General features: G+C 49.4%; 15 protein-coding genes and 4 tRNA genes. All 19 read left to right on the forward strand.

Annotation, left to right across the window (positions count from 1 at the left end):
- Positions 1–42: 42 nt before the first annotated feature.
- The 19 genes from OCV68_RS10790 to OCV68_RS10880 all read left to right on the forward strand — a co-directional run bounded on the left by OCV68_RS10790 (position 43) and on the right by OCV68_RS10880 (position 13,489).
- Complete coding sequence (locus OCV68_RS10790) at positions 43–942, forward strand: LysR family transcriptional regulator (protein WP_262572580.1); 900 nt, start codon at positions 43–45, stop codon at positions 940–942.
- Between the two features lie 189 nt (positions 943–1,131).
- Positions 1,132–1,401 (forward strand): ACT domain-containing protein, encoded by a 270-nt coding sequence (locus OCV68_RS10795; protein ID WP_022474929.1) that lies wholly within the window; start codon positions 1,132–1,134, stop codon positions 1,399–1,401.
- Positions 1,402–1,422: 21 nt separating this feature from the next.
- On the forward strand, positions 1,423–2,778 hold the full coding sequence (locus tag OCV68_RS10800; RefSeq protein WP_022474928.1) for a PFL family protein: 1,356 nt from the start codon (positions 1,423–1,425) through the stop codon (positions 2,776–2,778).
- A gap of 93 nt (positions 2,779–2,871) precedes the next feature.
- Positions 2,872–3,192, forward strand: a complete 321-nt coding sequence (locus OCV68_RS10805; RefSeq protein WP_147622549.1) for a hypothetical protein — start codon at positions 2,872–2,874, stop codon at positions 3,190–3,192.
- Positions 3,193–3,227: 35 nt separating this feature from the next.
- The gene (locus OCV68_RS10810) at positions 3,228–4,289 is read left to right on the forward strand and encodes a V0D/AC39 family V-type ATPase subunit (protein ID WP_022474927.1); all 1,062 of its coding nucleotides are present in this window, start codon (positions 3,228–3,230) and stop codon (positions 4,287–4,289) included.
- A gap of 24 nt (positions 4,290–4,313) precedes the next feature.
- Entirely contained in the window at positions 4,314–6,266 is a 1,953-nt protein-coding gene (locus OCV68_RS10815) for a V-type ATP synthase subunit I (protein ID WP_022474926.1), read from the forward strand.
- Positions 6,267–6,293: 27 nt separating this feature from the next.
- Positions 6,294–6,725, forward strand: a complete 432-nt coding sequence (locus tag OCV68_RS10820; RefSeq protein ID WP_022474925.1) for an ATP synthase subunit C — start codon at positions 6,294–6,296, stop codon at positions 6,723–6,725.
- Between the two features lie 19 nt (positions 6,726–6,744).
- A complete protein-coding gene (locus OCV68_RS10825; RefSeq protein WP_022474924.1) occupies positions 6,745–7,053 on the forward strand; it encodes a V-type ATP synthase subunit F in 309 nt (102 codons plus the stop codon).
- A 34-nt stretch (positions 7,054–7,087) separates the two neighbouring features.
- Positions 7,088–7,690 carry a V-type ATP synthase subunit E gene (locus OCV68_RS10830; RefSeq protein WP_262572585.1) on the forward strand — a complete coding sequence of 201 codons (603 nt, stop codon included), beginning with the start codon at positions 7,088–7,090 and terminating at the stop codon, positions 7,688–7,690.
- Complete coding sequence (locus OCV68_RS10835) at positions 7,687–9,465, forward strand: V-type ATP synthase subunit A (RefSeq protein ID WP_262572587.1); 1,779 nt, start codon at positions 7,687–7,689, stop codon at positions 9,463–9,465. Before OCV68_RS10830 ends, OCV68_RS10835 begins: the two co-directional genes overlap by 4 nt.
- Complete coding sequence (locus OCV68_RS10840) at positions 9,465–10,862, forward strand: V-type ATP synthase subunit B (protein ID WP_262572589.1); 1,398 nt, start codon at positions 9,465–9,467, stop codon at positions 10,860–10,862. Before OCV68_RS10835 ends, OCV68_RS10840 begins: the two co-directional genes overlap by 1 nt.
- 41 nt (positions 10,863–10,903) lie before the next feature.
- Positions 10,904–11,584, forward strand: coding sequence for a V-type ATP synthase subunit D (locus tag OCV68_RS10845; RefSeq protein ID WP_022474920.1), 681 nt, complete (start codon positions 10,904–10,906; stop codon positions 11,582–11,584).
- 229 nt (positions 11,585–11,813) lie between these two features.
- Positions 11,814–11,889 (forward strand) — tRNA-Val (locus tag OCV68_RS10850).
- Positions 11,890–11,892: 3 nt separating this feature from the next.
- Positions 11,893–11,969 (forward strand) — tRNA-Asp (locus tag OCV68_RS10855).
- Positions 11,970–11,973: 4 nt separating this feature from the next.
- A tRNA-Gly gene (locus OCV68_RS10860) sits at positions 11,974–12,049 on the forward strand.
- Between the two features lie 78 nt (positions 12,050–12,127).
- Positions 12,128–12,201 (forward strand) — tRNA-Cys (locus tag OCV68_RS10865).
- Positions 12,202–12,234: 33 nt separating this feature from the next.
- Positions 12,235–12,564, forward strand: a complete 330-nt coding sequence (locus tag OCV68_RS10870) for a YabP/YqfC family sporulation protein (RefSeq protein WP_022474061.1) — start codon at positions 12,235–12,237, stop codon at positions 12,562–12,564.
- A complete protein-coding gene (gene yabQ, locus OCV68_RS10875; protein ID WP_022474060.1) occupies positions 12,561–13,100 on the forward strand; it encodes a spore cortex biosynthesis protein YabQ in 540 nt (179 codons plus the stop codon). Before OCV68_RS10870 ends, yabQ begins: the two co-directional genes overlap by 4 nt.
- 26 nt (positions 13,101–13,126) lie before the next feature.
- Positions 13,127–13,489: an FtsB family cell division protein gene (locus OCV68_RS10880; RefSeq protein ID WP_022474059.1), complete on the forward strand. Its 363-nt coding sequence runs from the start codon at positions 13,127–13,129 to the stop codon at positions 13,487–13,489.
- Positions 13,490–13,537 lie beyond the last annotated feature (48 nt).

Below are 13,537 nucleotides of genomic sequence, written 5' to 3' on the forward strand. Positions count from 1 at the left end.
AATAGCATTAACTTAAAGTAAATGCTGATCTGAGGTGTTAACATGATAAGCAGCAGACTTTCGGTATTCTTATGCACGGCTGACTGCGGCAGCTTCAACAAGGCTGCGGAAAAGCTGTTCGTGACCCCTGCGGCGGTGATGAAGCAGTTCAATGCTCTGGAGGACCAGCTGGGTGTGAAGCTGGCGGAGCGCACTTACCGTGGGATAAAGCTCACCGAGGCGGGGGAGGTCATCTACCGCCAAGGGAAAATAATGTCCGAGCTTGCCCGTGAGGCTGCGGAGGAGGCTCGCCGTGCTGCGGCGGAAAGCTCCTGTATTCTGCGTGTGGGAAGCTCTCTTCTTAACCCATGCAAGCCGTTCATGGACCTGTGGAACGAGGTCAGCAGGGATTTCCCCGAGTTCAAGATATCCGTGGTGCCATTTGACGATGAGCACAGCGGCATATTGTCGGTGATAGAGCGGATAGGCACGGATTTTGACATTATAGTTGGCGTATGCGACTCGGCAAAATGGCTGGAAAGATGCAATATGCTGAAGCTTGGCGCATATAAAAAGTGTATAGCCGTTCCTGCGGGTCACAGGCTGGCGGGAAAGAAAAAGCTGAAAATATCCGACCTGTTCGGCGAGACGCTTATGATGGTAAAGGCAGGGGACTCACCCATAAATGACAGCATTCGGGCGGAGCTTGAAAAATATCCGCAGATAAAGATCGAGGACACGGATCATTACTATGACATTTCAGTGTATAACAAATGCGTCCGCACGGGCAGTCTGCTATTGAATCTCGAGTGCTGGAGCAATATCCACCCTTCGCTTGTGACTATCCCTGTGGAGTGGGAATATGAGATGCCGTATGGTCTGCTTTACGGAAAAAATCCATCGGAGGAAGTTCTGAGATTCATAAAAGCAGTGGAGGCTGTGAAAAAAGCAACAAGAAAGTGACATTTTTTATGCCAAGTATAAATGATTTTTCAATAGATACCAGAAAAATGTTTATTTGTTAATATTTTTGTGATATAATACTATCACATTAAAGGCGCCGCAAAGGCACTGCCGCTTTGGTATTTGCGGGATAGCCCACAGAATATTTCGCTGCGAAGCTCGGCTTTGCACGGAAAGGATGGTTTTTTTATGAAAGCAGTTATTACCGTTATCGGCAAAGACGCCGTTGGCATTCTTGCAAAGGTAAGCAGCATCTGCGCTGAGAGCAACGCCAACGTTATTGAGGTAACTCAGAGCGTTATGCAGGATATGTTCGCAATGATAATGCTGGTGGACATCACCAAGCTCAGCGGGGATTTCTCCGTACTCCAGGATAAGCTTTCCGCTCTGGGAGACAGCCTTGGTCTTAAGATCCACACAATGCATGAGGATATTTTCAATTCCATGCACAGTATATAACTTTTCGGGAGATTTGTACTTATGATAAATGTATATGACATTCTCGAAACCATTCGCATGATACAGGACGAATGCCTGGATATCAGAACCATCACAATGGGTATCTCCCTGATGGACTGCATCGACAGCGACATCGACAAGGCGTGCGACAAGGTTTACGATAAGATCACCCGCTGTGCCGCAAATCTTGTCAAGGCAGGCGAGGAGATCGAAAAGGAATACGGTATCCCCATCATAAACAAGAGAATTTCGGTAACGCCTATCGCAATCGTTTCGGCGGCGTGCAATGCAAGCCCCGTTAAGTTCGCTCTTACTATGGAAAGAGCTGCCAAGACCTGCGGCGTTAACCTTATCGGCGGATATTCCGCACTTGTTCAGAAGGGCTTCTCCGCAGGAGATGAGAGGCTTATCCGCTCTATCCCCGAGGCTCTGGCTTCCACAAGCTGCGTATGCTCTTCCGTAAACATCGGCTCCACAAAGACCGGTATCAATATGGACGCAGTAAAGATAATGGGCAGTATTGTAAGAGAGGCTGCCGAGCTTACTGTTGACCAGCAGTGCTTCGGTGCGGCAAAGCTCGTTGTTTTCTGCAACGCTGTTGACGACAATCCCTTTATGGCAGGCGCATTCCACGGCGTGGGCGAGCCTGACTGCATCATAAACGTAGGCGTTTCGGGCCCCGGTGTTGTAAGATCGGCGCTGAAAAAGTATCCCGACGCTGATATCAACGGTCTGGCTGATATCATCAAGAAAACTGCTTACAAGATCACAAGAGTAGGTCAGCTGGTAGGCGTAAGAGCCTCCGAAAAGCTGGGCGTTCCCTTTGGCATAGTTGACCTTTCCCTTGCTCCCACTCCCGCAGTAGGCGACAGCGTTGCTTACATTCTTGAGGAAATGGGTCTGGAGAAGTGCGGCTGCGCAGGAACCACTGCCTGCCTTGCTATGCTCAACGACGCTGTTAAGAAGGGCGGCGTAATGGCTTGCTCCAGAATAGGCGGACTTTCGGGCGCATTTATCCCTGTTTCCGAGGACGCAGGAATGATCGCTGCGGCTGAGAGCGGCTCACTTCTTATCGAAAAGCTGGAGGCTATGACCGCTGTTTGCTCCGTAGGACTTGATATGATAGTTATTCCCGGCGACACCACTGCGGACGTTATTTCGGGAATAATCGCTGATGAAGCTGCTATAGGCATGGTAAACTGCAAGACCACTGCGGTAAGAGTTATCCCTGCCATTGGCTGCAAGGAAGGCGATGTGCTTGACTGGGGCGGACTTTTCGGAAAGGGTCCCGTTATGAAGGTAAACACCTTCTCACCCTCCAAGTTCATCAACAGAGGCGGACAGATACCTGCTCCTCTTCACAGTCTTAAAAACTAAAATGCTGACCAAAGAGGGGCAATATGTATGTGATCTGCGCAGGCATATTGCCCCTTTTGATTATAGCTGCAATTATACGAAAGGAGAATGGCAATGGACGACGTTATCCAGTCCATACTGGACATTGACAAAAAGGCGTCCGACAAGCTGGCGGAGGCTGAAAAAAACAAGCTGGACGCTATCAAAAAGGCTACTACCGAAAAAAATCAGATGATACTTGATGCTGAAAAAAGCGCCGAGGACGAGATAAGGCAGATAGAAAAAAGCGAAGCCGACAAGGCAGACGCCCGCATCAGGGAGTTTAAAGAGGAAGAAGTCAGACGTGTTTCCGAAATGAAGAAGAGCTTTGAGAAGAATTCCGCCGCATGGCAGGAGGAGATCTTCAGAAAGGTCATCTCGGGAAACGACGAATGATGTTATCACCATGACGGGAAAGGAGGGGAGACAAGTTGAAAACAGAAGGCAGATCAAGCGGCAGAAGAAATCTTAATGCTACGGTGGCGAAGATGCACGCCGTTTACGGAAAAAGGCTCAAGCCCGAGGATTATTCGGCGCTGCTGAGCTGCACCTCCGTATCGGACGCTGCGGATTATCTGAAGCGCAACACTTATTTCAGCAGGTGGCTGGACGGCGTTGACACTGAGAATATCCACAGAGGAAACCTGGAAAATATCCTGCGCCGAAGCCTTATGGAGAATTATTTCCGAATAGTCGGCTTTGAAAAACTGGGCGGTGATGAGTTTTATAACTACATCATCATCAAGACGGAGATAGATGAGATACTTATATGTATCCTTCACCTTAACGCAGGCACGGGCGACCACATCACCACGCTGCCCATTTACATGAACAAATACACGTCCTTCAACCTGATGGACCTGGCTCATGTAAAGAGCTATGATGAGCTTCTTGACCTTACGGCAAAGACCCCTTATCACGATATCCTGAAAAAGTACAAGCCTGAGCTAGCGGACGGTCACATCGACTATGCTGCCTGCGAGCTGAGCCTGAGGACATATTATTCGGGACGACTGGTGGCATCGCTGCACAAGTTCGGCGGTGAGACGGAAAAACGCCTGAAAAGCTATCTGGGAACTCAGATAGACACCATCAACATCGCAAATGCCTACAGAATGATACACTTCTTCAATGCGGATCAGCAAACGGTAAAGTCCAGAATGATCCCCGTGTATCTGAAAATTCCCGAGAGAAAAATGGACGAGCTTTACTCCGCCCAGAACGATCAGGAATTCCTGAAAACACTGGCTGCAGGCTATTACGGCAGAGAAATGGCGGAGCAGGGCATTGATATGGCCGAACCCGATACGGCTCTGGCAAGGCTCAGGTTCAAGCAGACCAAGCGTGCTTTCAGCAGCGCAAGGTCGGCTCCAGAGTGCTTCTTTACCTTTAACTCCCTTGCTGAGGTTGAGGTAAAGAACATTATAAGGATAATCGAGGGTATCCGCTACGATCTTCCCGCAAAGGAGATCAGTGAGCTTTTAATTACTTAAAGTAAGGGACGGTGTATAAGAAAAATGTCATCCATCGAAAAAATGATGTTCGCAGATATTGCGGGCGTGGACAGCGACCTTGACGCAGTGCTGGAGATAATCAGCTCATGCGGCTGCTTCCATATGGAGAATGCCGCAGTTGCTCATTCGTCCCAGTCAAAGGCTGCGCCGAAGCGAGAAAATCCCTACACGTCAACGCTGAAAATGATGTCTGAGATATTCGGCATAACGGGCATTAAGCCTCATCAGGCCGACTGCTCCGATATCCATGACAGCGATGCGGATAAGATAAGGGACGAAGTCCACACAATGCGCAACAACCTGCAGAAGCTGCGTGCGGAACAGAAAAAGGCGGAGGAGGAGTACAGCTCCCACACCATGGCGCTGGAGCAGGTAATGCACCTGAGCGGCGGCGAGGGGGTAGGCTCTATGAATATCGACTTCCAGAAGATATTCGCCTGCCAGCACATCAAGGTGCGTTTCGGACGGCTTCCCGTGGACAGCTACGACAAGCTGCCCTATTATAACGACAAGAACTTCTACTTCCTGGCATACGGACGGGACAAGGAATACTGCTACGGCTTCTGCTTTGCTCCCGCTTCCGATATCGAGGAGATAGACAAGATCCTGGAGTCACTGTATTTTGACCGTATCCATCTGCCCGACTTCGTTCACGGCAATGCGGGCGAGGCTTCACAGGCGCTCAAGGACGATATTGAGCTGGACAAGAAAAATGTGGAGGACTGCAGGAAGAAGATACAGGATTTTGCGGAAGAGAACCGTGAAAAGCTCTGCAAGTATTACTCCAAATTCAAGGCAATGCACGACACCTTTGAGCTTCGTGAAAAGGTGCTTCTCATAAGAGACAAGTTCTACATCGTAGGATTTGTTCCCGCAGCCGACGCAGAGCGGTTCAAGAAGTATTTCGAGGACTTAAAGAGCGTTTCGCTCATAATAAAGCCCTGCACGGAAAGCGGCGATATCGAGCCTCCCGTAAAGCTCAAAAACAACAAGTTCGCAGAGCCTTTCTCAATGTTCGTTGATCTGTACGGACTTCCCGCATACAACGACATCAACCCCACAAACTTCGTGGCTATTACGTACACGCTGCTGTTCGGTATAATGTTCGGTGATGTGGGTCAGGGTCTGCTGGTGCTGATACTGGGTATAATCCTCTGGAAAACCAAGAAGATGACCCTGGGCCGCATAATGGAGCGACTGGGCGTATCGAGCATGATCTTCGGTGCGATTTACGGAAGCGTATTCGGCTATGAAGACCTGATGGATCCCCTTTATGCTTCAATGGGAATAAGCTTTCTGCCCTTCAAGGCTATCCACAACATTAACACTGTGCTTTATGCCGCTATCGGCATCGGTATTGCCATCATCATAATCTCGGTGATCGTGAATATGATAATGGGCTTCAAGGACAAGGATCTGGAACGGGCGCTGTTCTCCAATAACGGTCTGGCGGGACTTGTGTTCTACTGCTCGCTGCTGGGACTGCTTCTCGGCTCAATGCTGGGCTTCAAGGTAGGCGGACCTGTTTACGTTATCTGCCTTATCGTTCTTCCCCTCTTTGTTATGTTCCTGAGAGAGCCTCTGGGCGATCTTGTAAAGGGCAAGGGCTTCCACCTCCACGAAAGCGTGGGCGACTTTATTGCGGCAAACTTCTTCGAGTGCTTTGAGTATCTCTTGGGCTATGCCACAAACACCCTTTCCTTTGTCAGAGTCGGCGGCTTCGTCCTCTCACACGCAGGCATGATGAGCGTTGTTCTTTCACTGGCGGATATGTCAGGCAAATTCTCTCCGTTGGTAATGGTACTGGGCAACCTGTTCGTTATATGCCTTGAGGGACTTCTGGTAGGTATCCAGGTGCTGAGACTTGAATTCTACGAGATGTTCTCCCGTTACTATGCAGGCGGCGGCAAGGCGTTCAAGCCCGTTACCGTCAATTACGATGAGATCATTGAATAATAAAATAATTTTTAGGAGGATACTAAAATGTATATTTTCTTACTTCCCCTCGTTATCGTTACACTTCTCACTCTTCCCGTTCTTTCCAGAATAAAGCACTTCTCTGACGGCAAAAAGGCTCAGAGAGCTATCATCGGCAACCTTTGCACATTCTTTGGCATTATGATCCTTGCAGTTGCACTTCCTATCGGCGGCTTCGTTTCCGCTGAGGCCACAGCTGAGGCTGCAGACGTTCTTACAAATGCAGCAGGTCTCGGCTACCTTGCAGCAGGCCTTGCAGTAGGTCTTGGCTCCATCGGCTGCGGTATCGCAGTTGCAAACGCTGCTCCCGCTGCTATAGGCGCAGTTGCTGAAGAGCCTTCCAGCTTCGGTAAGGCTATGATCTTCGTAGCACTTGGCGAAGGTGTCGCTCTTTACGGATTCCTTATCGCATTCCTTATCATTCAGGCTCTGGCGTAATTTCCGAACGGAGGCTGAAATGAAGTTCTTTCTGATCAGCGACAATGTCGATACCGTTACGGGAATGAGGCTTGCGGGAATTGAAGGCGTTGTTGTCCATGAGGCTCAGGAGACCGAAAGAGTTCTTATGAATGCCATGGACGACAAGGACATTGCCGTTATACTTATGACGGAGAAGCTTATCGACCTGATAGAGGACAAGGTAAACGAGCTGAAGCTCACAAGGCCGTCGCCTATCATCTCCGAGATCCCCGACCGTCATGCCGACATGGACGTTACGGCGTCCATCTCCCGATATGTTCAGGAGGCTATCGGCATAAAGCTGTGATCCACAAAATTCAAGAAGAGAAAGGAATGATACCTTGGAACAGGAAAAGGAAAAGCTTGAACGCTTTATCAGCGCTGTTGAGGCCACCACTAACCAGCAGGTAAGGGCTATCGAGAACGACGCTGAAAATGAATGCGCAAATATACTTGCCGAAGCTCAGAAAAATGCTGAGGAGGCTAAGCAGCGCAAGCTCAGCGATACCAAGAAAATGCTTTCCGGAAAATATGTGCGTATGATTTCCAAGGCAGAGCTGGATATGAAAAAGCAGGTCCTTCTTTGCAGGGAGGAGCTTACAAAGACGCTTTTTGACAATATCAGGAAGCAGATCGCAGAGTACCGCACTTCGGAGCAGTATGCAGACAGTATGTGCGCCATGATCGCCAAGGAAGGCGATATGAAGGGCGCTCAGATATGTATCGCTCCCGAGGATATGGGGCTTAGCGACAAGCTCCTTGCCGCAGCAGGCGAGGGCGCTTCCGTTGCTGCGGACGATTCCGTCAAGCTGGGCGGATATCTTGTTCTTCGCAGAGAGCAGGGAACTGTTACCGACAGGACATATGACTGCGCTCTCAAGGAACAGCAGAGCCTGTTTGCGTCAAGAAATCTTATGACTGCACAGGAGGGAGACAGCAAGTGAATACCGTATATTCAATAAACGGCCCTGTCGTAAAGGTTCGTGACACTGCGGACTTTTCCATGATGGAAATGGTCTATGTGGGTGTAAAGCACCTTATGGGCGAGGTCATAAGCGTAAATTCTGAGGAGACCACCATTCAGGTCTATGAGGTGACAACAGGACTTCGCCCCGGCGAGCCTGTTATCGGAACGGGCGCTCCCGTTTCGGCAGTCCTCGGCCCCGGCATTATCTCAAATATATTTGACGGCATCGAGCGCCCTCTTAAAAAGATGGAGGAGCTTTCAGGGGCATATATCGACACTGGCTCAAACGTTGACAGCCTTGACGGCGAAAGACTTTGGAAGGTAACTGTCAAGTCCTCCGTGGGTGACATGGTAACAGGCGGCACTATATATGCCACCTGCCCCGAAACTCCCGTTGTTGAGCACCGCTGCATGGTGCCTCCCAATATTTCGGGCAAGGTAACATATGCTGCTCCTGACGGAGAATATCATCTGAATGATGTTATCCTTCGTGTGGAGGACGCTGAGGGCAATGAGCATGAGCTTACCCTCTGCCAGAAGTGGCCCATCAAGCAGCCCAGACCCTTTACAAAGAGACTGCCTATCGACCGCCCCCTTATCACAGGTCAGCGTGTCATTGATACCATTCTCCCCATTGCAAAGGGCGGTACAGCTGCCGTTCCCGGCGGTTTCGGTACAGGAAAGACCATGACCCAGCACCAGCTGGCTAAGTGGTGTGACGCAGATATCATCGTTTATATCGGCTGCGGAGAGCGTGGAAACGAGATGACCCAGGTCCTGGAGGAATTCTCGGGACTTATCGACCCCAAGACCAACCGTCCCCTTACCGACAGAACTGTGCTTATCGCAAACACATCAAATATGCCCGTTGCTGCCCGTGAGGCTTCCATTTACACAGGCATCACCATTGCGGAATATTACCGTGATATGGGCTATCATATCGCTATCATGGCGGACTCCACCTCAAGATGGGCGGAGGCTCTCCGTGAGATAAGCGGACGACTGGAGGAAATGCCCGCAGAGGAAGGCTTCCCTGCATATCTTCCTTCACGTCTTTCCGAGTTCTACGAGCGTGCAGGCTATGTTGAGAGCCTTAACGGAGAAGAGGGAAGCGTTACCATCATCGGTGCGGTATCACCTCAGGGTTCTGACTTCTCTGAGCCTGTTACACAGAACACAAAGCGTTTCGTCCGCTGCTTCTGGGCGCTGGACAAGGCTCTTGCGTATGCAAGACACTATCCCGCTATCAACTGGAACAACAGCTACTCCGAATATACTGACGATCTGGGCGAGTATTACTACAAGAACGTATCACCCGACTTCCTGCCCTGCCGTCAGAAGATATCCTCGCTGCTCAGTGAGGAAAACAAGCTGATGGAGATAGTAAAGCTTATCGGTGCGGACGTTCTCCCCGACGACCAGAAGCTGGTCATCGAGACTGCCCGTGTTATAAGAGTAGGTTTCCTGCAGCAGAACGCTTATCATAAGGACGATACCTATGTTCCCCTTGACAAGCAGTTCAAGATGATGAAGATCATCATTCAGCTTTACGATAACTGCCGTGAGGCTGTAAATCAGGGCGTTCCGTTCAGCAAGCTCCTTGAAACGGGTATGTTCGAGCGTGTTATCAAGATGAAATACGACATTCCCAACGACAAGTCCGTTATGGACGATAAGTTCACAGACCTGAGCGTTGATATCGACCAGGCGGTAAAGAATGTTGTAAAGCAGTGCACTGAGGAGGGAAGATAATGGCTGTACAGTATCTCGGACTGAAAGAAATCAACGGTCCTCTTGTCGCCCTCGATAACGTTACGGGCGTTTCCTACGATGAAGTTGCGGAGATAACCCTTTCCGACGGCTCCACACGTACAGGCCGTGTTGTTCAGATAGACGGCACAAGAGCCATACTTCAGGTGTTCGAGGGAACAAAGGGACTTTCCCTTACCAATACAAGAACAAAGTTTTCGGGCAAGCCCATGGAGATGCCTCTTTCCGAGGAGCTTCTGGGGCGTGTGTTCAACGGCGCAGGCAGACCTATTGACGGTCTGGGCGATATCTATGCGGAAAAGTATGAGGATATCAACGGCCGTCCCCTTAACCCCGTTGCACGTTCCTACCCCAGAAACTACATCAACACAGGTATTTCCTCCATTGATGCGCTGATGACCCTTATCAGAGGTCAGAAGCTGCCTATATTCTCAGGTTCGGGTCTTTCCCACAACAAGCTTGCGGTGCAGATAGTAAGACAGGCTAAGATCGCTGAGGACAGCGGTCAGGGCTTTGCGGTGGTATTTGCGGCAATGGGCGTTAAGAACGATATCGCCGATTACTTCCGCAGAAGCTTCGAGGAAAGCGGCGTTCTCCAGAAGGTCGTTATGTTCCTGAACCTTTCAAATGACCCTATCATCGAAAGAATACTTACACCTAAGTGTGCGCTTACCGCTGCCGAATATCTGGCATTCGAGAAGAATATGCACATTCTGGTTATCCTTACGGATATGACGAGCTATGCCGAGGCTCTGCGTGAGTTCTCCTCCTCCAAGGGCGAGATCCCCGGAAGAAAGGGCTACCCCGGATATCTGTACTCCGACCTTGCTTCCCTTTATGAGAGAGCAGGCGTTGTTGAAGGCTCCGAAGGCTCTGTTACACAGATACCCATTCTTACAATGCCCAACGATGATATCACTCACCCTATCCCCGACCTTACAGGTTATATCACCGAGGGTCAGATAGTTCTGGACAGAAGCCTTGACCAGAACGGCATTTATCCTCCCGTATCCGTACTTCCCAGCCTTTCAAGACTTATGAAGGACGGTATCGGCGAGGGCTATACCAGAGGAGACCACTCCGACTGCGCAAACCAGCTCTTTGCGGCATATGCAAAGGTGCAGGATGCACGTTCACTGGCTTCCGTTATCGGTGAGGACGAGCTTTCATCGCTGGATAAGGCTTATCTGCGATTCGGCCGCCTTTTTGAAAAGCACTTCCTGAACCAGAGGTTTGATGAGAACCGTTCCATTGACGAGACTCTTGACATGGGCTGGGCGCTGCTTTCAACTCTGCCCCGTTCCGCTCTTGATCGTGTTGATGAAAAGCTTCTGGATCAGAAGTACGATCCCGATGCTGCGGCTCAGTTTGAAGAATAACAGCTTCGATTATTATAAGAAAGGAAACGGAGGCGGGATAATTGGCCGATCAGGTTTTTCCTACCAAAGGAAATCTGCTTAATGTAAAAAAATCGCTGTCGCTGGCGAAGGTAGGCTATGAGCTGCTGGACAGAAAGCGCAACGTTCTTATCAGAGAGCTTATGATGATGGTAGATGCCGCAAAGGCACTGAGATCTTCCATTTCCGAGACCTACAAGGACGCTTATAATGCGCTTCAGAAGGCCAATATCACCATGGGACTTATCAGCCGTGTTGCTGAGGGTATGCCTGTGGAGAAAAGCGTAAACGTAACCTACAGAAGCGTTATGGGCTGCGAGCTGCCTAAGGTAACACTTGACCCGCCTGACAGCTCCATACCATACGGCTTTGAGAATACAGACGGCAATGTAGATGTGGCGTACATCTCATTCGGACGTGTAAAGCAGATGACCGCCATGCTTGCAGAGGTGGATAACAGCGTGTTCCGCCTTGCAAATGCCATAAAAAAGACCCAGACCAGAGCAAACGCCCTGAAAAACATCGTTATCCCCCGATATGAGACCACGGCTAAGTTCATTGAGAACAGCCTGGAGGAAAAGGAGAGAGAAGAGTTTTCAAGGCAGAAGGTCATCAAGAACCAGAAGGAGCGGAAGAAGTACAAGGGCAGGGCAGTTCCTGCGGAAAAGTTCACTGTTCCCGATGTGTCTGAGTTTGTAAAGTAACTTTTATTAAATCTCCGCATCGAAAGAAAAATTTTTCTCCGATGCGGAATTTTTTTGAGTATAAGCGTATATAATATACCATGAACTGCGTAACAGAGCCATTTGCGGGCTTTCAAAAATTTTTTTGGAAATTTTGAAAAAACACTTGACAAATCCAAAGTATTAGTGTATAATATAAAAGTCGGTTGGAGAGATACACAAAACGAAATCTCAAAAGCCTGAAAAATGTGGGAGCATAGCTCAGCTGGGAGAGCATCTGCCTTACAAGCAGAGGGTCATAGGTTCGAGCCCTATTGTTCCCACCACATGGCCTGGTAGTTCAGTTGGTTAGAACGCCGCCCTGTCACGGCGGAGGTCGTGGGTTCGAGTCCCATCCAGGTCGCCATTATGCGGATTTAGCTCATCTGGTAGAGCGCCACCTTGCCAAGGTGGAGGTAGCGAGTTCGAGCCTCGTAATCCGCTCCATTTTTTCTCTGTACATTTTGGTTGTGTCGGCAAAAGTCGGCACATGTGCTTCTTCCGATTGCAGAGAAAAACATCCACGGCGCTATAGCCAAGTGGTAAGGCAAAGGACTGCAACTCCTTGACCCCCGGTCCGAATCCGGGTGGCGCCTCCAGGATCTCCGAACAATAGTTCGGAGATTTTTTTTATGTCTATTTTTATATTTCTGCTCATAGTATTAAGTATTATCATGAGTATGGAGCTGATAGGCATGGAAAAAAACGAACATTCCCTGAAGCTTGAAAACAGAAGCAGACTGACCGTCACAGGCGTGACCGATACGGATAAATTCAACGAGAACTCCGTTCTGCTATATACCTGCATGGGCGAGCTTACGGTAAAGGGCAAGGATCTCAGAGTGGGACTTCTTTCGGTGGAAACGGGGGATATGGTCATCGAGGGGGAGATAAACGCTGTTATCTACGGCGACAGCCAGGTGAAAGGCCCTCTGGGGTTTGTGGGCAGGCTGCTTAAATGATGCTGCTTACAAAAATTGAGCCTGAGGCGTTTTTCACAGTAAGCGAGCAGACGGAGCTTTTTCTGCTGTCGGTGCTGGCAGGCGTGACATTCGGGGTGCTGTGGGACGTGTTCCGTGCCCTGCGTGTGATGCTTCCCCCTATGCGCAGCACGGCGCTTACCGCTGTGTGCGACGCCCTTTATATGATAATATGCGGGCTGGGGCTGTACATATTTTCCCTGCTGTTCGCCAGGGGAGAGATAAGGGCGTTTTACTGGCTTGGTGCGCTGCTGGGGGCGGTAATATATATCCTGACGGCAGGTACGGTGATAATGGGGTTCCTCAGGTGGCTTTTCGGCGGCATATATGGCTTTTTACACAAAGTATATTTATTTGCCGCTAAACCGTTTGTATTTTTTAGGCAAAAAATGTTAACAAAAATGAACTCCAAATTTGTATCAAACGCCAAAAAAATCAGGGCAAAATCTAAAAATTATAAAAAACACTTGAAAAATATACCTGAAATGTTGTATAATAAATCAGCTAAGATGAAGTAGAAGCGTCAGGAAAGGACGGTGGGAATATGTCCGCAAAAGGTAAAGACAGCAAGGAGAAAAAAGCGGCTATGGCTGCTGTCAGAAAGGCTTACCGCAAAAAGCAGGGCAGAAGCAATGCACTTGCAAGCATAATCGCTGTTCCCGTTTTTATTGTTCTTATAGGTGCCTGCGTTGTTTCGATCATCGGCGACAAGGTGGAGCTGAGCGAAAAGCAGCAGGAGCTTGAAGTCCTGAAGGCTCAGGCAGAGGCTCTTGAGGCTGAGAATGCAAGCTATGAAAGTATTCTCAATGAGGACGATGAACGTACCTATATGGAGCGTATCGCTATGGAAAAGCTGGGGTATGCTTATCCCGACGAACGCAGATTCTACGACACTACTCGAAACTGATAAGGCGGTTTTCCGCTTTTTCATAAACTGGCGCAAGCCAAAAAATAA

The sequence above is a fragment of the Huintestinicola butyrica genome (genome assembly GCF_025567215.1).
Lineage (GTDB): Bacteria > Bacillota > Clostridia > Oscillospirales > Ruminococcaceae > Huintestinicola > Huintestinicola butyrica.